Raw genomic sequence first — 19,172 nt, 5'->3', positions numbered from 1 at the left:
TGTTCGCAAGCATTGCCCCCCGGCGGTGCGTCCATCGGCAATGGCCTCCGCAAGTTTGACGAGTTCAACAGACGCTCCGAACCGTACAACGTCGTCCGGGCAAGGACAGTCTGCGCCCACCTTTGCGGGAGAAGCTCATGACAGGCATTGACCAATGGCAAGGCGCCCAGACTCCGTCGGACGCCACACGACGACCGGCGCAATCGCACAGGCCCGCAGGCCCCGGCGGCAGACCTGCGTCGCGCGGGTGGTACCTGGCGATCGGGCTCAATGCCGTCGATCCGGCGCAGTACGGTGGTTGGGCCGGCCCGCTGATTGCCTGCGAGGCTGATGCACGGGACATGGCGGCCATCGCGACCGGCGTCGGCTGCACGGGCACCTTGCTGCTGACGCACGAGGCGACGTCTGCGCGTGTACTCGCGGAACTTGCGGACGCGGCGCAGCAATTGCGCCCGGGCGACCTGTTCATTCTGAGCTACTCGGGCCACGGCGGGCAGCTCGGGGACGCGAACGACGAGGAGGCCGATGCCCTGGATGAAACATGGTGCCTCTTTGATCGCATGCTGATCGATGACGAGCTGTATGCGATGTGGGCCCGCTTCGCGCCTGGCGTGCGCATCGTGGTGCTGTCCGACAGCTGCCATAGCGGCACGGTCGCGAGGATGGCGCGCTATGAATTCGTCGCGCAGGCAGTGGGCATGATGGCGGTGACGAATCCTCGCCAGGCCGGGCTGAGCCCGCCTGCTGGTGCAATCAAGGCGATCCCGTTCGAAAGGGCATGGCCTGTCTACCAGGAGCGAAAAAACTTCTATGACTCGCTGCAGTATCTCTGCGGCCCCGCTGACAAGGCCAACATCGGCGCCAGCGTGATTCTGATCTCGGGCTGCCAGGACAACCAGTTGTCAATGGACGGCATGGACAACGGCCTGTTCACCGGCACGCTCAAGCGCGTTTGGGCAGATGGCCAGTACGGGCGGGACTACGAGTCTTTCTGCAGGGACATCATCAGGCTCATGCCGCCCAGCCAGACGCCTAACTACTACGTGGTCGGTGCGGCCAACGCAGGCTTCGAAGCGCAACGCCCCTTCAGCGTCTGACGCACGGCTCTGCTGCATTTACCGTGCGGCGACTCTGGAGCGTTTGATGGGGCTCAAGCCTCACCAGAACTCCCAACGCCCGGTCCAAATGACCCAGAGGCCCAGCAGCCCATTCGTCACCGCATGCGCGATGACGGCGCTCCACAGCTTGCCGTTCCTGCGGTAGAGCAAGGCGTAGGCGAGGCCAGCGACGACGGCGGCCAGCCACAGCGTGTGGGCCAGCGTGAAGACGAAGGTGGACAGCACGACGGCACGCGCACCGACTGTCTGCGGGTTGACCCGCTCGAAGCCGGGATGCTGCACCCAGCGCATCAGGAAGCTGCGCCAGAACAGCTCCTCCATGACCGGCACAACCAGGGCTGCGCCGGCCAGGCGCAGCACGATCAGTGGCCAGATCAGCTGGCCGTTGGCATCCAGCGGCACAAAGCTGGCCGTGGCCGAGCCGAGCTGCATCCACGGCGCATCCAGCTGCACCCAGATCGCGAAGACGGCGATGCCGACGACGACCGCCCAGCCGGTCTCGCGCGCGTCGGGCAGGTTTTGCCGCACCAGCTCGCCGTAGCTGCGCCAGTACCAGGCCAGCAGGCTGCCGACGATGAGTGTCTGGGCGCCATAGATCCAACGTCCATCCAGGCCGCCGTCGGCGGGCAGGTAGCCACGCAGCGCCAGCAGCGCCATGAAGACGAAGAAGGGAATGCAACGGGCGAGGGCGGCGGGGCTGAGCGTGGGCGTGTCGGCGGGCATGTCGGCCACCAGCTTAGCCCGAGGTCATGGCAACTCAGGGCGCTAGGCCCCCCAAGCCTCAGGGGTGGGCACCGGAACTAGGGGCTCAGCAGGCCATCCTTGAAGGCGACGAAGACGCCATTGGTCCAGCCGAAGCCATCCTGGGTCTCGTACTCGCCGCCGCCGCCGGGCTTGTCCTCGGCAACGTCGTATTTCTCCAGCAGCCGGCCGGTGGCGAGGTAGACGCGTTGCACGCTGGCGCACCAACGCTCGGCGATGTCGCGGGCCAACGCCGCATGGCCGTAGCGCAGCAGGCCCTGGGCTGCCATCCATTGCAGCGGCGCCCAGCCGTTGGGGGCATCCCACTGCTGGCCAGTCGTGAGGGCCGTCGTCAACAGGCCATTGGCGCCGAGCAGGTGGCGCTGCACCTGGGCGGCCATCGCGTCGGCCTGCGGCTGGGTGGCCATGCCGAGGTACAGGGGCACGAGGGCGGCGGCCGTCAGCGGGCGCGGGTCGGTGGCCTGCCGCCAGTTCAGGTCGGCATAGTGACCCGTTGGGCCAACATCGGCGCGCCAGAAGCGCGTCTGCAGCAGCTGGCGGCGGGCGACCATGCGGGCCTCGAAGGCCTGGGCCGTGGCGGTGTCGCCGCTGCGCGCAGCACCCAGGGCGATCGCGCTCTCCAGGCCGGCCAGCAGCGCGTTCAGATCGACGGGTGCCAGCGCTGTCGTCTCGATCGTCGCGATGTCGGCGGGATCGGCGCACCAGCGGCCGGAGAAGTCCCAGCCGCTCTCGGCGCCGGCGCGCAGATCGCGCCAGACGTCTGTCGGCGTGCGGCCGGTCGCGGCCTCGGCCGTCAGCACGTCCTCGCGCCAGCTCTCCTCGCGCGGCGTGCAGCGGTCGTCCCAATAGCGGTTGAGCAGGGCGCCGTCGGCGGTGCGGGCTACGCGGCGATGGGCCTGGCCGGGTGCCACCGTGGCCTCGCCGGCCATCCAGAAGCCGTGTTCTGTTTTCAACGCGTCCAGATGGGCCGCGAAGCCGGCGGCCGGGTCGTCGGCGTGCAGCAGCTCGACCATCCTGAAGAAGAACGGTGGCTGCGAGCGGCTCAGCATGTAGCTGCGGCTGCTGTTGGGAATGAAGCCGTAGGTCGCTATCAGGTGGGCGAAGTTGGCCAGCATGGCCTCGGCCAGGTCGCGCCGGCCGTCGGCCACCAGGCCCAGCATCGTGAAGTAGCTGTCCCAGTAATAGAGCTCGCGAAAGCGCCCGCCTGGCACGACATAGGGCTTGGGCAGCGCGAGCAGGCTTTCGCCGTCTTCGGCCTGGCGGTGCTCGCGCACCAGCAGCGGCCACAGCGCGCGGATGTGTTCGCGCACACCCAGGCGCGGGCCAACGGCGGTGTCATGGCCGGGCAGCACGAAATGGCCGTGGACGAAGTCGGTGAGCGAGAAGCCCGGCAGGCGACGTTCGACCTCGAAGCGCGCACGGATCATGGCGGGCGCGGTCTTGGGCCGGGCGTCGACAAAGCTCTTGCCGTCGCCGAAGACGCGCGTCATCTGCACGGCGACGAAGAGCTCGCCGTAGAGCTCGTGCGGGGTGGCTGCGCTGCTGTGCGCGGCGGCGTGAACGGGCGCGGCGGCCAAGAGGTCGCCGGGGCGCTGGGAGGAGGAAGTCATGACGCGAGATGCCGGCGCAGCCGGGCGAGCGAGATGGCCAGGGCCGTGACGGGCACGAGCAGCAGACCGAAGGCAGTGGTGCCGTCGAAGGCGACGAAGAGGCGGCCGGTGACGAAGCTGCCCAGCGTGCCGCCCAAGGCCGAGAAGACGACGATGAGGCCGGTCATGGCCGCATGCTGGCGCTGCGGCAGAGCGCTCAGCATGGCCGAGTTGATGGCCGGGTAGATGGGGGCGAGCAGCAGGCCGGTCAGCGGCAGCAGATAGGCCGCGGGCGGGGCGTTCAGCCAGCCAGCGTCGGCGCCCAGCGGTGCGACGTTCAGGGACAGCGGCAGCGTGATGAGGATCAGCGCTGCGATGCCGACCAGGCAGGCGATGACGACGGCAAACCAGCCCAGCCGCCCGATGACGGCTGCGCTGGTCAGGCGGCCCAGCGCCGTCGTCGCCGGCATGATGACCGCAAGGCCCACGCTCATCGCCGTGGGCAGGTGCAGCACCTCGTTGTTGAAGCTGGGCAGCCAGGTCGAGATGCCCTGCTCGATCAGCACGTAGAGGAAGGCCGACAGCAGGAAGACGACAACCAGGGCCATCTTCAGCAGCGGCGCCATCGCCAGCAGGTCTTCGCGCACGCTGGTGTTCGGGGACTGGATCGGACCTTCGTCGAGCGGACTGGTGAGCAGCAGCACGAAGGCACCGGCAGCCAACGCGGCCAGCAGCGGATAGACCTGCAGCCAACCTCGCCCCTCGGCATGCGCGGCCTGGCTGAACAGCAGATAGCCGCCCAGCACGCCGACCATGAACAGGCCTTCGAGCAGGTTGGTGAAGCGCGCATGGCCGGCGCGGTCGTGCGTGACCAGGCCGATCATGGAATAGGCCGAGACCTTGACGAGGGCGAAGCCCGCGCCGAGCGTGCAGAACAGCAGCTTGATCGCCCAGAAGGCCGACAGCACCGGCATCGCCAGGCAGGCCGCGCCGACGGCCGCGAGGGCCAGCAGCATCGACCGCTTCAGACCCAGGCGCGGCAGCAGCGAGGCGACCAGGAAGGAGGTGAGCGCAATCGGCAGATCCTTCCACGCGTCCAGCAGCGCGGCCTCGGCGCGGGGCACGCCGAGGGTCTGCACGACCAGCAGGTTGACCGCACCGACGCTGTTCAGCAGGGCGCCGAACAGCATGTAGGTCAGGATGATGGCAAGCCTGATGCGCAGGCCGCCGCTCGACAGGGGCACCGCCGGGAGGGTCGTGGGTTGTGTCATGTCGAGGGCTGCTTTGAGTTCAGGCGTCGCCATCTTGGCGCGTCGTCAGAACTGGAAGCCGACGCTCAGCTCGTAGGCCCGGCCGAACAGCGGCCGCGCCAGGAACACCCCATCCTGGCCCGCGCCCTGGCCCGGCACGCGGAAGTTGCCTTCCGTCAGGCCGACCTTGTTGGTCAGGTTGGTGCCGGTCAGGCGCACCTCCAGGCCGTTGTCCATCGAGAACACGGCGCCCGCGTCGATGGTCCGGTAGGCCGGCAGCTTGAGCGTGTTGGTCTGGTCCGCAAAGCGCTCGCCGACGTGGCTGAAGGTGGCAAACGTGCGCAGCTGGCCGAAGCCGGTCTGCGTCTGCCAGCTCGGCGTCAGGCGAGCCTGGAACTTGGGCGCGCGCTCGACGCGATTGCCGGTGAACTGCTGGAAGTCCTTGTACTTGGCGTCCTGGAAATTGCCGGTCGCGGCGATCTCGAAACCATAGCCAGGCCGCAGGGCCAGCTCGAACTCGACGCCCGTGGCCTTGCTGTTGGGGCGCAGCACGACGTTGCCGGCGTTGGTGAACTGCTGGGTCTGCGAGTTGGTCAGCTTGTTCGCGTAGGCCGTCAGGAAGGCGCTGTAGAGCTTGGTGGCAGTCTTCAAGCCGATCTCGTACTGGGTGATGTCCTCGACCGAATCCTTGGTCTCGTTGGCGCCGCGGCCGCGCAGCACGTCGAAGTCGGGCAGGCGGTGGCCCTTGTTGACGCGCACGAAGGCGCTGAACTCGCGGCTGAAGGCGTAGTTGGCACCGCCGGTGAACGACGAACGGCTGAGCTTGCTGTCGATCAGCGTGTTGGTGCCGTTGAAGTATGAGAGGTTGTTGTTGTAGATCGTCGTCGGGTCGGCATCGAGGTCGCCGCTGCTGACGTTGGCAATCGTGCCGGTGATGCGCTGGGTCTCGCGGCGCGCGCCGAGGTCGATGCGCAGTTCCTTGCTCAGCTGCCACTCGTCGGCGACGAAGAAGGCGTGGGTGTTGCCGCTGTAGTTCGCGTCCAGGTTGAAGGAGAACGGCGGCGTCACGTAGCCGTTGCGCGAGGCCTTGACGCCGTTGTCCAGGGCCACGTCGACGAGGCGGGCGTGCGACTGCACCGTCATCAGCTGGGCCTGGCCCAGCGTCCACACGTCGTGAGAGCTGTAGCCGGCCAGATACAGGCCGACGGTCAGGTTGTTGCCTGGTGCGATCTCGCGCGACAGGCGGGTCTCGTTGCTGGTCGAGCGCAGCGCCTTGTCGACGGCCCACATGCCGTTGACGATGACGGGCGTGCTGCCGGCGACCGTGCCGCCGCCGTTGGTGAAGGTGGCGGTGCCGGTCGTCGCCGCGCGGCCGGCCGCTGCGACGACGGCCGCATCGCCATTGGCTGCGGTGACCTGGGACGTGATGTAGCTCGACAGCGTCTGCGGATTCGCGCCGGAGAACAACGCATAGGTTGGCGTGTCGCCGGTGGTGTGGCTGAGCTTGTTGGTCAGCGTCCAGTCGCCAAGCTTGGTGTCGAGGTTGGCACCATAGGTCTGCACGTCGGCGCCGCGGCCGTCGGCCAGGTCCTTGGTGACGGTGCTGCGCTGGATCTCGGGCTTGCCGTTGGGCAGGGTGCGGCCCGTCGCGCGGCCGGTTTCCAGCACGATGTTGCGCAGCTCGTTGCCGTAGAAGTAGTCCTTCAGCGCGTCGAAGCCGGGGTAGCTTGATGCGCTCTTGCCGTCGGTGCTGCCGACGACCGGAATGGCCGTGAAGAAGGCGTTGCGGTCGCGCAGCGCGCGGGCATAGAGCTGCAGGCTGCCGCCTTCGAGCTTGCGGCTCAGCACGACGCTGGCCTGCCCCCCTTCGTCGGCCGGGAACTGCGTGTCGCGCACCCCCTGGCTCTGGCGCCAGAAGCCGCCGACCATGACATTCCATTGGTCGCTCAGCTTGCCGGCATAGACGCCGTCGACGCGCTTCAAGCTGCCGGTGCCGGTCGTCACGCGCAGGCTGGCCTCGGGGTTGCGGCCGTCCTTCTGGATGAAGTTGACCGTCACGCCGGGCTGGCCGCTGCCGAAGATGGGGCTGGGGCCGCCGCGCAGCACTTCCATGCGGTCGATGGTGTCGTCCAGGCGGAACAGCTGCGAGTGCTCGAAGAAGCTCAGCGTGGGCAGGTGGTAGAGCGGCGCGCCGTTGAGCTGGAAGGTCGAGTAGGGGCCGTCGCCGGGTGTCGGGAAGCCGCGCACGCGGATGTTGGCGCCGGCCTGGCCGCCCGAGGTTTCGACGAAGACGCCTGGCACAGTCTTCAGGATGTCGGCCGTGCTGGTGGGCGCGGCCTGCTTGATCTGCTCTTCGGTGGCGGTCGTGATCGAGAAGCCGGCTTCGAGCTTGCGCACGCCCTCGCGGCGCGCCGTGCCGGTGACGACGACGGCGTCGAGTTCCTTCAATTCGGGGGACTGTGCGGCAGGTTTTTCCGCAGGCTTGGCGGCGTCTTGCGCGAACGCGGCGCCACACAGGGCGGCAGCAGCCAGCGCGATCAGCTGGGGACGGAAGGCGGTGCGAACGAGGCGGACGCCGGCGCGCGGCGCGGCATGGGGGCTCAGCATGGGTGGTCTCCGATGGTTGTTGTTGTGGAATCGCTGAACAAGTCCCTCGCGTGCGGCGCATCCCTGCTTTGGGCGGTCTGCGGCGTTGCAAATGCTCGCCATAGCCAAGCTATGACTGCGCTTTGCGCCTTGCAGCCCATACCAAACCAGGGCGCGCCGCATCGCGGTGACTTATTCAGCGATTCCGATCCCGAAAGCCAGCGCGGCCGTCGCCACTTTCGATGGACCGGACTTTGATGGCAAATGATATCGATGTCATTTGGGTTTTTACCAATGTGGCTGATCGTTGACATCGATGACATGTATTTCGGTTCTAGGGAGTTGAACGTTTTCGGCGTGGCGGCTTGCCCGAAGGGGGCAAACCCCGACAATCCGCGCCCATGAGCACCCAAGACCTCACCGACGCCGAGTTCGCCGAACTCGACGAACTCCTCGCCGCCACGCCCGAGCCGCTGCAGCCGCTGGACGCCTCCATGCTCGATGGCTATCTGTGTGGCGTCATCGTGCAGCCCCGCCTCATCGAGGCCGACGAGTGGCTGCCCAATATCTTTGACTACGACGGCGGCCTGCTGCCCGAGACGGTAGACGCCGGCTGGCTGGACAAGCTGACCCAGCTCGTCGAGCGTCGCCATGCCGCCCTGAACCGCGGCCTGGCTGAAGATGGCTGGTTCGATCCCGTCATCCTGGAGGTCGATGAGGAACAGGAACCCGACCCGCTGCCGGAAGACGCCAGCGAGGAAGAGCGCTCCGCCCGCGCCAGCTACGACGCCCTCGGCCCTTTGTCGCGCGCGCTGATGCCCTGGGTCGCCGGCTTCCAGCATGCGGCGCTGTGCTTCCCCGAGTTGGCCGACATGCCCGACGACGCGGTGTCCGCCGCGCTCGCGCGTCTGTACCGCCATCTGCCGGCCGAGACGGCCGAGGAGAAGGAGGTCGTCGCAACACTCAACCGCGAGCATCCGCTGAAGGATCTGGACGATGCGATCGAGGAACTGGTTGTCACGGTGGCCGACCTCGCCGACCTGACCGAGGCCGAACGCTACCGTGTCGACACCATCAAGCGCGACACGCCCAAGGTTGGCAGAAACGATCCTTGCCCTTGCGGTTCCGGTAGGAAATACAAGGTCTGTCATGGCAGCAACTGATGCCTTTGCGGGACAGACCGCAGGCGCTTGCGCCAAGCTCTGTCCTCAACTGACTTGAAACTGCAGCTCCTCTCGGATCTCCACCTCGAAACGGAGTCCTACCAGCCCATCCCCGCGCCGGGCGCCGAGCTGCTGATCCTCGCCGGCGACATCGACACCACGTGGCGCAGCTTCGAGCTGTTCCGCGGCTGGCCGGTGCCGGTGCTGTTCGTGCCCGGCAACCACGAGTACGACCGCCGTGACGTGGACGAGGCGCGTGAGGCCCTGCGCGCTCACGTCAAGGCCGTCGGCCTGCAGATGCTGGACGACGAATCCATCGTCATGACCGACGCCCAGGGCCGGCGCGTGCGCTTTATTGGCTGCACGCGCTGGTGCGACTTCGACGCCTTCGGCCCTGGCGGCCGTGATCGTGCGATGCGCGCCGGTGGCTACTTCCAGAACGTCATGCAGGCCACGCGCCATGGCGAGGTCTTCGGCGTCGAGGCGGTGCGCGAACTGGCGCTGGAGAGTCGCGCCTGGCTGGCCGGCGAACTCGCGCGCACGGGTGACTGGGACGCCACGGTGGCCATCACCCACTTCGCACCCAGCCTGAAGAGCGCCGACCCGCGCTATGGCCGCCAGCCCGGCACGGCCAGCTTCTGCAACAACGATGAGGAGTTGCTGCCTGGCGCGCAGCTCTGGGTGCATGGTCACCTTCACTGCCGCCACGATTACCGCATCGGCGACACGCGCGTCGTCAGCAACGCCCGCGGCCACATGAAGCGCGGCGAGGCCGATGGCTTCGATGGCCAGCGCGTGTTCGAGGTCTTCGCGGCCTGAGACTTGCGCCGTGGCGGCCCGATCAGGCCGCGTGCTTCACCGGCTTGATGCGCAGAGCCCAGACGACGCCGGCGATCAGCAAGGCCACGCCGGCCAGGGTCGCTGGCGGCGGCATGCGCTGCTTCCACGCAAACGCGTAGGCCAGCGCGGCCAAGGTCTCGAAGACGATGAGCTGGCCCGACAGCGAGGTCGGCAGCCGCTGGCTGGCCTCGTTCCAGCACAGCGTGCCCAACCAGGATGAGCACAGGCCGATGGCCGCCATCAGACCCACGTACGCGAGCGGCCTGTCGCCGAGCGGAAAAGCGTAGTCCGCGGGAATCAGCTTGCCCGGCGCCATCAGGTACGCGAGCGCCAGCAGCAGCAGGCCCACCAGCGCCATCGGCAAGGTGACGAGGCCTTGCGCCGTCGCCCAAGCCCTGGGGCTGCGATCACTGTGCGCGCGCAGCCAGTCGGCATTGCGGATCGGATACCAGGTCCAGCAGGCCACCGCGGCGATGGCCAGCAGCGCGCCCTCGGCATAGCGGCGCGGGTCGCCGGCCTCGGCTTGCAGCACCGCCAGCTCGTCGCGATTGACGCAGGCCAGGCCCGCGGCGATCAGCAGCAGCGACGGCGCCAGCTTCGCCCACGGCAGATGGCCGTCACGCACACGGTTGCGATGGTTGGCGCAGATGGCGATGACGACCGGCAGCGTGCCGATGATCATGGTTGGCAGCGGCGCGCCGGCGCGCTGGATGGCGGCCGACAGGCAGAGGTAGTACAGGAAGTTGCCGATCAGGCTGAGCTTGGCCGCCTCCCACCAGTCACCCGGCCGCAACTCGCGCAGCGCGCGCCGGTCCAGGGCCAGGGCCAGCGGCACGGCGATCAGGCCGAAGGCCAGGTAACGGCCCACCGTCAGCAAGGCGGGCGCATAGCCCGGCAACATCACGGGCGCGACGAACACCAGCCCCCACATCAGCCCGGCAGCGAGGGCGAACAACAAACCAAACAGCATGGCCGGCATCATCACCCATGCCTTCGTCACACCGGGGCGCTAGGCTCTTTCCCCCATGCGCCCCGCCTTCGTCCTCAGCCTCGCCCTGGTCGCCTGCACGGCCCAGGCCGGTCGGCCGCTGCAGGCCGAAGACGCCGCCGTCATGGACCCGCAGGCCTGCGAGATCGAAGGTGCACATGGTGACTGGCGTTTGGGCGAAGACGGCCAGCGCCAGACCAGCCTGCAACTCGGCTGCGGCATCGGCTGGGGTACCGAGGTCGCCCTCAACGTCATCCGGCCGCGCGAGCTGGCGCTGAACGGCAAGACCCTGCTCGCCAGCGCCGCCTGGGCCGATGGCGACGCCCAGCTCACGCTGGCGTGGAGCCTCTCGCATCGCCACGTCGAGACGGTGTGGCGGCGCAGCAGCGCGGGGCTGATTTTGGTTGGTAGCGTGCCGCTGACGCGCGAGCTGTCCCTGCATGCCAACCTGGGCCATCAGCGCGACGAGATGGTGGGCCGCCGCAGCACCACCTGGGCCCTGGCCGTCGAGCATGGCGGCTTCGGCGAAGGCGGGCGCTGGCAGCCCATGGCCGAGGTCTTTGGTGATGACCGTGGCCGGCCCTGGGCCAATGCGGCGTTGCGCGTGGCCCTGCTGCCCGATCGCGTCTTCGTCGACGCGTCCTATGGCCGGCAGTTCGCAGGCGCTCGCGCCCGGCTGAAGACTGTCGGCTTCAAGTTCGCGTTTTGAACCAGGCCGCCACGGCCTCGCGCTGTTCGGCGGTGTAGTGAAGGCCGAGCTTGCTGCGCCGCCACAGCACGTCTTCGGCGCTGGTGGCCCATTCGCTCTCCACCAGATGGTGCAGCTCGGACTCGAACAGGCCCGGCGCGATCTCGGTGCCCGTCGGGGCGGCCAGCAGCTCGCGAGCTTTACTGCCGTAGGCGCGGGCGATGCGGCGCACGCCGGGTCGAGCTGGGTAGGCCGCCTGCAGCTCGGCGGCAAAGGCGTCGATGTTCACGCCATGTGCGCCGAGGTCGCCACCGGGCAGCGTGGTGCCGGCGGTCCAGGCCTTGCGCGCATCGCCGAGCAATTCGCCGATCTGTGCCGCGCCGTCCTCGGCCAGCTTGCGATAGGTCGTCAGCTTGCCGCCCCAGACATTGAGCAGCGGCGCGCCACCGTCCGCATTGGCCTCCAGCAGATAGTCGCGCGTGACGGCCGAAGCCGAGCCGCCTTCGTCCAGCAGCGGGCGCACCCCGGCATAGGTCCACAGCACATCGGCGGGCTTCACCGGCTGGGCCAGATAGCGGCTGGCCTGCTCGCAGAGATAGGCGATCTCGTCTTCGGCGATGGTGGCGCGCGACGGCGGGTCCTCATGCTCGGGCAGCTCGACGTCGGTGGTGCCGATCAGCGTGAAGCGATCCTGGTAGGGGATGGCGAAGATGATGCGGCCGTCGGCGTTCTGGAAGATGTAGGCGTGGTCGTGGGTGAAGCGCTGGTCGACGACGATGTGGCTGCCCTTGACGAGGCGCAGGCCGCGCGCCGGCAGCGGCTGGCCGCTGGCGCCCTGGGTGTGGTCGCGCAGGAAGCGCTCGGCCCAGGGGCCGGCTGCATTGACCAGGGCACGTGATCGGAACTGGCGGCCGTTTTGCAGCGTGACCTGCCAGCCGTCTGCGCCGCGCACGGCCCGGGTCACGGCGCAGCGCGTCAGCACTTCGGCGCCGCGGGCTTGCGCGTCCTGGGCGTTCAGCACGACGAGACGGGCGTCGTCCACCCAGCCGTCGGAATAGACAAAGCCGCGCGTGAATTCCGGCTTGAGCGGCGCGCCATAGACGCTGCCCGCCAGCCGCAGGCCGTGCGAGCCCGGCAGCAGCTCGCGGCGGGCCAGGTGGTCGTAGAGGAAGAGGCCGATGCGGATCATCCAGGCCGGGCGCAGATGCGGCGCATGCGGCAGCACGAAGCGCAACGGCTGGATCAGATGAGGCGCGCTCCTGAGCAGCACCTCGCGCTCCTGCAACGCCTTGCGCACCAGCGAGAACTCATAGGTCTCCAGATAGCGCAGCCCGCCGTGCACGAGCTTGGTGGACGCCGAAGACGTGTGCGAGGCCAGGTCATCGCGCTCGGCCAGCAGCACCCGCCAGCCGCGCCCGGCCAGGTCGCGGGCCAGTCCCGTGCCGTTGATGCCGCCTCCCACCACCACCACGTCAAAATCGTCCACCATGCACTCACTCTAAGGGATGGTGATGGACGCCTTGCTTGCGTTGGACCAGGGAACCTCTAGTTCGCGCGCTCTAGTTTTTGGCCGCGACGGCCGCTTGCTCGCCTCGGCCCAGCGCGAGCTGCCCCAGCATTTCCCCCAGCCGGGCTGGGTGGAGCATGACGCGGAGGAGATCTGGACCCATCAGGTCGAATGCGCCCGCGAGGCCGTGGCCAAGGCCGGCGTGAAGGTGGCGGCCATCGGCATCACCAACCAGCGCGAGACGGTTGTGCTGTGGGACCGCAAGACTGGCAAGCCCCTGCACAAGGCCCTGGTCTGGCAGGACCGCCGCACGGCGGCATTCTGCGAACAGTTGAAGTCCCAGGGCCTGGAGCCGCGCGTGCGCGAGCTGACCGGCCTGGTGCTCGACCCGTATTTCTCGGCCACCAAGCTGCGCTGGCTGCTGGACCACGTGCCCGGCGCCCGCGAGCGCGCGGCCCGCGGCGAGCTGGCCTTTGGCACCATCGACAGCTGGCTGCTTTGGAAGTTGACCGACGGCAAGGTGCACGCGACGGACGCCAGCAATGCCTCGCGCACGCTGATCTACGACATCCACCGCGGTGACTGGAGCGACGAGCTGTTGGCGGCCTTCGACATTCCGCGCAGCCTGCTGCCCGAGGTGCGGCCCTCGGCCGGCGTGTTCGGCCAGGCGGCCGAGTTTGGCGTCCCCATTGCCGGCATCGCGGGTGATCAGCAGGCCGCGCTGTTCGGCCAGACGGCGCTGCAGCCCGGCCAGGCCAAGAACACCTATGGCACCGGCTGCTTCCTGCTGATGCACACCGGCACCCAGGCGCGCACTTCCACGCAAGGCCTCATCACGACGCGCGCCGCTCAGGTGGACGCCACCGCGCAATACGCATTGGAGGGCAGCGTCTTCGTCGGCGGCGCCGTCGTGCAATGGCTGCGCGACGGCCTGAAGGCCATTGGCGGCAGCGGCGAGGTGCAGGCGCTGGCCAGCAGCGTGCCGGACGCCGGCGGCGTCATGTTCGTGCCGGCTTTCGCGGGCCTGGGCGCGCCCTACTGGCGGCCCGATGCGCGTGGCGCGCTGCTGGGCTTGACGCGCGGCACGACGCAGGCCCACATCGCCCGTGCAGCGCTGGAGAGCATCGCCTTCCAGAGCGCGGCCGTGTTGACCGCGATGAATGCGGATGTCGGCGCCAGCGAGCGGCTGACCGAGTTGCGCGTGGACGGCGGTGCGAGCGCCAATGACTTGTTGATGCAGTTCCAGGCCGATCTGCTGGGCATCCCTGTGCTGCGCCCCAAGGTCATCGAGACGACGGCGCTGGGTGCAGCGCTGTTGGCCGGGCTGGGGACCGGCCTTTACGAGTCCACCGAACAGATTGGTGCCATCTGGCAACTGGACCGAGCTTTCGAGCCGCGCATGTCGCGGGACGAGGCGGGTGGGCGGCTGGCGGAGTGGAACAAGGCAGTAAGGCAGGTGTTGGCGGATTGAAGAAAAGGCCCACCTCTTAGACTCCAAACGTCCAGCGCCTCATGCTTAGAAAAACACCACAGGATGCTTTGCTGTTCGAGTTCGGCTGCTATTACATAGCGGACGAATTTCCTTGGCAGGGCCCGTTTCAAACATGGGCGCGAGACTCGGCCGAGCGCCTGGCGAACTTGGTAGAAAAAGAGGAAGTCGCCGCCCTTGTCAGCCTCCTCCTTGAAATGGCCGGCAATCGAAGGCATCCCATGGTTTTTGCGCTGGAGCAGGAGACGCATATCGACTGGAGCGAAGACGATCGCTTTTGGCAGGTCTTCGCGGACTTGGTTACGTTGATTGCTGCTGCCTTGTCCAGCACAAGAACCAGTTAGCGGCAGCCAGCGGTTGCTGCACCGGCTCGCTGGTGCGTTGCAGTGCTAGGTAGCTGAATTCACTGACCTTTCGAATCCACCGCCGTCGCCCGCCCAACACCCTCCCACGCCGCCAGATCCTTCAGCAACTGCTCGCTGTGCCCGCGCACCGCGTCAATCGCATCCGCCCCCAACTGCAGCCGCAACGGCGTGACCTCCGCGCGCAGCGCCGCATCAATCGCCGCCGCCGCCTTGTCCGGGTCGCCGGCTTGCGTCCCATCCATGCCCTTGGCAAAGCTGCGCGTGCCGCCGACGATCTCGTCGTAGGCCGCCAGCACGGGCATCTGGCGCAGCACGTCGGCGCCCGCAAAGCCGGTGCGGAAGGCGCCGGGTTCGACGATCAGCACCTTGATGCCGAAGGGCGCGACTTCCTGGGCCAGGGCCTCGGACAGGCCCTCCAGCGCGAACTTGGAGGCCGAGTAGGCGCCGAAGCCGCCAAAGGACATCTGGCCGCCCATGCTGGACAGGTTGACGATGGCGCCGCGGCGCTGCTCGCGCATGGCCGGCAGCATGGCGCGAGTGACGGCGACAGCGCCGAAGAAGTTGGTTTCCATCTGCGCGCGCAGCTCGGCGTCAGGCGTCTCCTCGACGGCGCCGACGATGCCGTAGCCGGCGTTGTTGATCAGCACGTCGATGCGGCCGAAGTGCGCCAGGGCGGCAGCCGTGGCGCGCTCGGCGTCGCCAGCAGCGGTCACGTCCAGCGGCAGCACGAGGACGCGGTCGGGTGCGCTGTCGGCCAGGGCGGCCAGGCGGGCCGGCTGGCGGGCCGTGGCGACGACGTTGTAGCCCTGGGCCAGGGCGTACTTCGCGAAGGACAGGCCAAAGCCGGACGAGGCGCCGGTGATGAACCAGGTGGGGCGGGTGTGGGTGGTTGCGGTCATGATGGGCTCCGTGGGGTGGTGGGTTGCGACGGGGTCCAGTGTCTGGAAACGATGTAATCGGATAAAGGTGCTTGAATCGCATGGGTCATGCGATATGGTTCATGAATGAACCGCGAACTGCTGGCCCATCTGCCCATCGTCGTTGCCGTGGCCGACAAGCGCGGCTTTGCGGCGGCTGCCCAGGCACTGGGGATGAGCGCCTCGGCCGTCAGCCATGCGGTGCGTGTGGTGGAGGACGCCCTCGGCGAGCCGCTGTTCGCGCGCACGACGCGCAGCGTGGCGTTGACCGAGGCGGGCGTGCGGTTTCTCGCCAGCGTGGGGCCGGCGTTGGAGGACATCGGCGCGGCCGTCGAACATCTGGGCGCCGCCCGCGGCGAGGTTGGCGGCGTGCTGAAGCTGAATTCCTCGCGCGTGGCTTCGCAAATGGTGCTGCCGCCGCTGCTCGCGAAGCTGGCGGTGGCCCACCCCAAGCTGACGGTGGAGGTGCACGACAACGATGCCCTCGTGGATGTCGTCGCCGGCGGCTTCGACGCCGGCATCCGGCTGGGCGAGCAGGTGCAGCAGGACATGGTCAGCGTGCGCCTGACGCCGCCGTTCAAGGCCATCCTCGTCGCCTCGCCGGACTATCTCGCCCGGCGCGGCGCGCCGGCCCGCGTGGCCGAGCTGGCGGCGCACAACTGCATTGGCTTTCGCCTGCTGGCCGCCGGCAGCCTCTACGACTGGGAGCTGCGCGAGGCCGGTGAGACGGTGGCCGTGCGCACGACGGGCAGTGCCGTCATCACGGACGCCAGCTTCGCGCGCGACCTGGCCCTGGCCGGCGTCGGCATCGCCTACATCTTCGAGCCGCTGGTGCACGCGGAACTGCGCAGCGGCCGTCTGCAGCAACTGCTGCCCGAGTCGGCCTTCGAGGAGCCCGGCCTCTTCCTCTACTTTCCGCGGCGCGCAGCGTTGGCGCCCAAGCTGCGCGCCTTCATCGACGCCGCCCGCTCAGGCGGTTGATTCGGCCGCCTCACCGCTTTCCTGCGCCAGGAAGACGATCAGCACGATGAAACCGATGAGGGGGATCAAGCCGATCAGCTGCCACCAGCCGCTGCGGCCGGTGTCGTGCAGGCGGCGCGTCGCCGCGGCCAGCTGAGGCAGCAGCGTGCCCAGCAGGAAGATGATGTTGAGCCATTGGCTGAACATGCCCAGCACGAAGCTCGCGCCGAAGACGAACAGTGCGAACCACCAGTACTCCGAGCGGCTGGCGCGGCCCGAGAAGTCGACGTATTTGCTGAAGCAGGTCTGGACGGATTCCTGGAAGGTCATGGCCTCTCCCCGAGGTGGTGTTGAGTCGCCGGCATGCTAGGGCACCAGCCGGGCTTCACCACCCCTCAAAAACCCAGGCTTTCGCCCAGGCCGGCCAGCGTTGCGATGCCCAGGCTCGCAAAGATGACGGCGGCCACCGTGTGCACCAGCTTGACCGGCAGCTTCTGCGCCAACTTATCCCCCACCAGCACCGCCGGCACGTTGGCGATCATCATGCCGGCCGTCGTGCCGGCGACGACACCGATGAAGTCGGCCGGGAAGCGCGCCGCCAGCGCCACGGTGGCGATCTGTGTCTTGTCGCCCATCTCGGCCAGGAAGAAGGCGATGACCGTCGTCAAGAAGACGCCATGGCCGGGCTTGGGCGTGTCGTCCTCGTCGAGCTTGTCGGGGATCAGCATCCAGCCCGCCATCGCCAGGAAGGACAGGCCGAGGATCCAGCGCAGCGCCATCGGGCTGATCAGGCTTGTCAGCCAGCTGCCTAACGCGCCCGCAGCGGCGTGGTTGAAGACGGTCGCAACGAAGATGCCCAGCACGATGGGCACCGGCCGCCTGAAGCGGGCCGCAAGCATGAAGGCGAGCAGCTGGGTCTTGTCGCCAATCTCGGCGAGGGCCACCAGGCCGGTGGCGATGAGGAAGGCTTGCATTGCGGCGGATTTTCTCAGCCGCTCCTGACACGCGCTGACAGCCAACCCGGCGCAGCATGCGGGCATTGCATTTCAGGAGACCCATGTGAACTTCGCCTACACCCTCGTCTACGTGTCCGACGTGGCCGCGTCCCTGGCCTTCTTCGACCAGGCTTTCGGCCTCAAGAAGCGCTTCCTGCACGAGAGCGGCGCCTATGGCGAGGTTGACACCGGCGCCAGCGGCACGACGCTGGCCTTTGTCGACCACGCAACCGCCCGTGACAGCGTGCAGCACGACTACGTCGCCGCCGACGCGAGCCCGCAGCCGCTGGGCATGGAGATCGGCTTCACGGTGACCGACGTGCAGGCTGCCTATGACCAGGCCGTCGCCGCCGGCGCCCGCGCGCTGGCCGCACCGGTCACCAAGCCCTGGGGCCAGACGGTGGCCTATGTGCGCTGCCCGGACGGCACGCTGGTGGAACTCTGCACGGCCATGGGCTGAGATTTCCCTTTCACGGGGCGGTTTCGCCCCGGCACGGCGCGCGCCGTGAATAGCTGGTCTTGAGCCAGGGAAGCCAGTGGGGCGCTGATGGCGCCCAGCGTGGCCAGTTCGGCGCCGCGGGTACCGCGGGCCTGGAAGGAGGCGTAGATGGCCATGATGAAGCTCGACCTCGTTGTCGGTGACACGTGTCTTCTGCAAGGGGCATGCCCGGTCCCGCACAATGACCGGTTATGCGCCGCGCAGACCGCCTCTTCCAGATCGTCCAGCTCATCCGCGGACGCCGCCTCACGACGGCCGACTACCTCGCGAGTCGCCTCGAGGTGTCGATGCGCACCGTCTACCGCGACATCGCCGCGCTGGGCCAGCAGGGCGTGCCCATCGAGGGCGAGGCGGGCGTCGGTTACCGCATGCGGGCAGGCTTTGACCTGCCGCCGCTGATGTTCAGCAAGCAGGAGGCCCAGGCCCTGGTCGCGACGGTGCGCATGGCCGAATCGCGGCTGGATGCGGCGTTGGCCCGCCAGGCCGAGAACGCGCTGTCCAAGATCCTCGCCGTGCTGCCGCTGGACGCTCGCGCCGCGGCCGAGAGCCTGGCGCTGTATGCGCCGCTGCCGGCCCTGGACCCGGCCACCAGCGCCCACCTGACGGCCATGCGCGAGGCCACCGAGGACCGGCGCAAGCTGAAGGTGGGCTATCTGGACCTGGGCGGCGTGAAAAGCGAGCGCATCGTGCGCCCGCTGGCCTGCCTGTTCTGGGGCCCGGTCTGGACGCTGGCTGCCTGGTGCGAGCTGCGCAATGACTTCCGCAGTTTCCGCGTCGATCGCGTCGAGACGCTGGAGGTGCTGGAGGAGACCTTCCGCGACGAGGCGGGCAAGACGCTGGCGGACATGAACCGCAAGCGCGAGGCGCAGGACAACGGCGGAGCTTGAAATGGAGCCCCTCGTCCAGTCTCGCGCCGCTGAACGCGGGCGTGCCTGACCGGTCCCCCGAGGGGACGGCGATGCTTGCGGCATCGAGCCGCAAGCACATCGCCTAACGCGGGCCGGCTCGGGAGCGGCCCAGCGCTCGGCCCGCAATTCGACACCAGCATGCCGCCGGCGAGTTAAGTACAGCGCGCGCCCTTGTCCTCAAGCAGCGCGCGCAACGGGGGGCGATGACATCTCGCCTCATCCTCGCAATAGCAGCCCACCGAGAAATTCGTCTGCGCCGACAGCGTCGCCAGCAGGCTCAGCGCATGCTGGGCTTCGGGCTCGGCCATCTCGGCGCTGTACTTTTTCTTGAAGATCTTCCACTCGGCGTCTGTCTCAGCCGCCTGGCCGAGCTTCATGGTCTCAAGACTGGGCGCGAGATTGGGGAACCAGACGTCGTAGAAATCACGCGATGCGAACTCGGCCTTGGGCACGCCACGCGGCGGGCGGCGCACGGTGCCGATGCGGGTGCCCTCGTCCTGGGCGCGCGGGCTGCCGAGCCTGACGATGCGGATGGGCATGGCGGTCGT

19 protein-coding genes are annotated in these 19,172 nt (G+C 68.3%); 9 read left to right on the top strand and 10 right to left on the bottom strand.

Annotated elements, in window-relative coordinates; translation table 11 throughout:
• Positions 1-137 precede the first annotated feature (137 nt).
• The gene (locus tag ASC91_RS19955; protein WP_082532837.1) at positions 138-1,097 is read left to right on the top strand and encodes a caspase family protein; all 960 of its coding nucleotides are present in this window, start codon (positions 138-140) and stop codon (positions 1,095-1,097) included.
• 60 nt (positions 1,098-1,157) lie between these two features.
• Here ASC91_RS19955 and ASC91_RS19950 read toward each other — a convergent pair whose 3' ends face one another.
• From ASC91_RS19950 to ASC91_RS19935, 4 genes are all read right to left on the bottom strand, one after another.
• Positions 1,158-1,841: a CAAX prenyl protease-related protein gene (locus tag ASC91_RS19950; protein ID WP_056201334.1), complete on the bottom strand. Its 684-nt coding sequence runs from the start codon at positions 1,839-1,841 to the stop codon at positions 1,158-1,160.
• 77 nt (positions 1,842-1,918) lie between these two features.
• Entirely contained in the window at positions 1,919-3,490 is a 1,572-nt protein-coding gene (gene treF, locus ASC91_RS19945; protein WP_056200769.1) for an alpha,alpha-trehalase TreF, read from the bottom strand.
• The gene (locus tag ASC91_RS19940) at positions 3,487-4,740 is read right to left on the bottom strand and encodes a sugar MFS transporter (RefSeq protein WP_082532879.1); all 1,254 of its coding nucleotides are present in this window, start codon (positions 4,738-4,740) and stop codon (positions 3,487-3,489) included. Before ASC91_RS19940 ends, treF begins: the two co-directional genes overlap by 4 nt.
• Before the next feature lie 45 nt (positions 4,741-4,785).
• Positions 4,786-7,326 (bottom strand): TonB-dependent receptor, encoded by a 2,541-nt coding sequence (locus ASC91_RS19935; protein ID WP_056200766.1) that lies wholly within the window; start codon positions 7,324-7,326, stop codon positions 4,786-4,788.
• Between the two features lie 380 nt (positions 7,327-7,706).
• Between ASC91_RS19935 and ASC91_RS19930 the strand changes: the two genes are divergently transcribed.
• Positions 7,707-8,468, top strand: a complete 762-nt coding sequence (locus ASC91_RS19930; protein WP_056200764.1) for a YecA family protein — start codon at positions 7,707-7,709, stop codon at positions 8,466-8,468.
• A gap of 54 nt (positions 8,469-8,522) precedes the next feature.
• Positions 8,523-9,287 carry a metallophosphoesterase gene (locus ASC91_RS19925; RefSeq protein ID WP_056200761.1) on the top strand — a complete coding sequence of 255 codons (765 nt, stop codon included), beginning with the start codon at positions 8,523-8,525 and terminating at the stop codon, positions 9,285-9,287.
• 22 nt (positions 9,288-9,309) lie between these two features.
• Here the strand turns inward: ASC91_RS19925 and ASC91_RS19920 are convergent, their stop codons facing one another.
• Entirely contained in the window at positions 9,310-10,278 is a 969-nt protein-coding gene (locus ASC91_RS19920) for a DMT family transporter (RefSeq protein WP_056201328.1), read from the bottom strand.
• 55 nt (positions 10,279-10,333) lie between these two features.
• On the opposite strand from ASC91_RS19920, the gene ASC91_RS19915 reads away from it, so the two are divergent.
• Positions 10,334-11,005, top strand: coding sequence for a hypothetical protein (locus tag ASC91_RS19915; RefSeq protein ID WP_056200759.1), 672 nt, complete (start codon positions 10,334-10,336; stop codon positions 11,003-11,005).
• Here ASC91_RS19915 and glpD read toward each other — a convergent pair.
• Positions 10,989-12,473: a glycerol-3-phosphate dehydrogenase gene (glpD, locus tag ASC91_RS19910; RefSeq protein ID WP_056200757.1), complete on the bottom strand. Its 1,485-nt coding sequence runs from the start codon at positions 12,471-12,473 to the stop codon at positions 10,989-10,991. The two genes, ASC91_RS19915 and glpD, sit on opposite strands and share 17 nt — an antisense overlap.
• A 22-nt stretch (positions 12,474-12,495) precedes the next feature.
• Here glpD and glpK point away from each other — a divergent pair, with 22 nt between their 5' ends.
• Both glpK and ASC91_RS19900 read left to right on the top strand, forming a co-directional pair.
• The gene (gene glpK, locus ASC91_RS19905) at positions 12,496-13,962 is read left to right on the top strand and encodes a glycerol kinase GlpK (protein WP_157281861.1); all 1,467 of its coding nucleotides are present in this window, start codon (positions 12,496-12,498) and stop codon (positions 13,960-13,962) included.
• A gap of 41 nt (positions 13,963-14,003) precedes the next feature.
• On the top strand, positions 14,004-14,324 hold the full coding sequence (locus tag ASC91_RS19900; protein ID WP_157281859.1) for a hypothetical protein: 321 nt from the start codon (positions 14,004-14,006) through the stop codon (positions 14,322-14,324).
• 59 nt (positions 14,325-14,383) lie between these two features.
• Here the strand turns inward: ASC91_RS19900 and ASC91_RS19895 are convergent, their stop codons facing one another.
• Entirely contained in the window at positions 14,384-15,244 is an 861-nt protein-coding gene (locus tag ASC91_RS19895) for an oxidoreductase (RefSeq protein ID WP_056200747.1), read from the bottom strand.
• A 105-nt stretch (positions 15,245-15,349) separates the two neighbouring features.
• Here ASC91_RS19895 and ASC91_RS19890 point away from each other — a divergent pair, with 105 nt between their 5' ends.
• On the top strand, positions 15,350-16,243 hold the full coding sequence (locus ASC91_RS19890) for a LysR family transcriptional regulator (RefSeq protein ID WP_056200745.1): 894 nt from the start codon (positions 15,350-15,352) through the stop codon (positions 16,241-16,243).
• Here the strand turns inward: ASC91_RS19890 and ASC91_RS19885 are convergent.
• Together ASC91_RS19885 and ASC91_RS19880 are read right to left on the bottom strand one after the other, a co-directional pair.
• Complete coding sequence (locus ASC91_RS19885) at positions 16,232-16,552, bottom strand: DUF805 domain-containing protein (protein ID WP_056200742.1); 321 nt, start codon at positions 16,550-16,552, stop codon at positions 16,232-16,234. The two genes, ASC91_RS19890 and ASC91_RS19885, sit on opposite strands and share 12 nt — an antisense overlap.
• Positions 16,553-16,617: 65 nt before the next feature.
• Positions 16,618-17,196, bottom strand: a complete 579-nt coding sequence (locus ASC91_RS19880) for a TMEM165/GDT1 family protein (protein WP_056200741.1) — start codon at positions 17,194-17,196, stop codon at positions 16,618-16,620.
• Between the two features lie 85 nt (positions 17,197-17,281).
• On the opposite strand from ASC91_RS19880, the gene ASC91_RS19875 reads away from it, so the two are divergent.
• Both ASC91_RS19875 and ASC91_RS19870 read left to right on the top strand, forming a co-directional pair.
• Positions 17,282-17,677, top strand: coding sequence for a VOC family protein (locus ASC91_RS19875; RefSeq protein ID WP_056200738.1), 396 nt, complete (start codon positions 17,282-17,284; stop codon positions 17,675-17,677).
• 230 nt (positions 17,678-17,907) lie between these two features.
• On the top strand, positions 17,908-18,603 hold the full coding sequence (locus ASC91_RS19870) for a YafY family protein (RefSeq protein ID WP_056200736.1): 696 nt from the start codon (positions 17,908-17,910) through the stop codon (positions 18,601-18,603).
• Positions 18,604-18,776: 173 nt separating this feature from the next.
• Here ASC91_RS19870 and ASC91_RS19865 read toward each other — a convergent pair whose 3' ends face one another.
• Positions 18,777-19,163, bottom strand: a complete 387-nt coding sequence (locus ASC91_RS19865) for a DUF488 domain-containing protein (RefSeq protein ID WP_056200733.1) — start codon at positions 19,161-19,163, stop codon at positions 18,777-18,779.
• Positions 19,164-19,172: the final 9 nt, after the last annotated feature.

It is taken from the genome of Pelomonas sp. Root1237, assembly GCF_001425055.1.
Lineage (GTDB): Bacteria > Pseudomonadota > Gammaproteobacteria > Burkholderiales > Burkholderiaceae_C > Pelomonas.
This window is presented reverse-complemented; position numbering and strand designations above follow the sequence as displayed.

Coding starts and splice junctions, on each gene's coding strand:
- ASC91_RS19950 (WP_056201334.1), bottom strand. CDS start 1,841: ATGCCCGCCGACACGCCCACGCTCAGCCCCGCCGCCCTCGCCCGTTGC.
- glpK (WP_157281861.1), top strand. CDS start 12,496: ATGGACGCCTTGCTTGCGTTGGACCAGGGAACCTCTAGTTCGCGCGCT.
- ASC91_RS19915 (WP_056200759.1), top strand. CDS start 10,334: ATGCGCCCCGCCTTCGTCCTCAGCCTCGCCCTGGTCGCCTGCACGGCC.
- ASC91_RS19920 (WP_056201328.1), bottom strand. CDS start 10,278: ATGCTGTTTGGTTTGTTGTTCGCCCTCGCTGCCGGGCTGATGTGGGGG.
- treF (WP_056200769.1), bottom strand. CDS start 3,490: ATGACTTCCTCCTCCCAGCGCCCCGGCGACCTCTTGGCCGCCGCGCCC.
- glpD (WP_056200757.1), bottom strand. CDS start 12,473: ATGGTGGACGATTTTGACGTGGTGGTGGTGGGAGGCGGCATCAACGGC.
- ASC91_RS19865 (WP_056200733.1), bottom strand. CDS start 19,163: ATGCCCATCCGCATCGTCAGGCTCGGCAGCCCGCGCGCCCAGGACGAG.
- ASC91_RS19870 (WP_056200736.1), top strand. CDS start 17,908: ATGCGCCGCGCAGACCGCCTCTTCCAGATCGTCCAGCTCATCCGCGGA.
- ASC91_RS19895 (WP_056200747.1), bottom strand. CDS start 15,244: ATGACCGCAACCACCCACACCCGCCCCACCTGGTTCATCACCGGCGCC.
- ASC91_RS19900 (WP_157281859.1), top strand. CDS start 14,004: ATGCTTAGAAAAACACCACAGGATGCTTTGCTGTTCGAGTTCGGCTGC.
- ASC91_RS19940 (WP_082532879.1), bottom strand. CDS start 4,740: ATGACACAACCCACGACCCTCCCGGCGGTGCCCCTGTCGAGCGGCGGC.
- ASC91_RS19880 (WP_056200741.1), bottom strand. CDS start 17,196: ATGCAAGCCTTCCTCATCGCCACCGGCCTGGTGGCCCTCGCCGAGATT.
- ASC91_RS19930 (WP_056200764.1), top strand. CDS start 7,707: ATGAGCACCCAAGACCTCACCGACGCCGAGTTCGCCGAACTCGACGAA.
- ASC91_RS19935 (WP_056200766.1), bottom strand. CDS start 7,326: ATGCTGAGCCCCCATGCCGCGCCGCGCGCCGGCGTCCGCCTCGTTCGC.
- ASC91_RS19885 (WP_056200742.1), bottom strand. CDS start 16,552: ATGACCTTCCAGGAATCCGTCCAGACCTGCTTCAGCAAATACGTCGAC.
- ASC91_RS19955 (WP_082532837.1), top strand. CDS start 138: ATGACAGGCATTGACCAATGGCAAGGCGCCCAGACTCCGTCGGACGCC.
- ASC91_RS19890 (WP_056200745.1), top strand. CDS start 15,350: ATGAACCGCGAACTGCTGGCCCATCTGCCCATCGTCGTTGCCGTGGCC.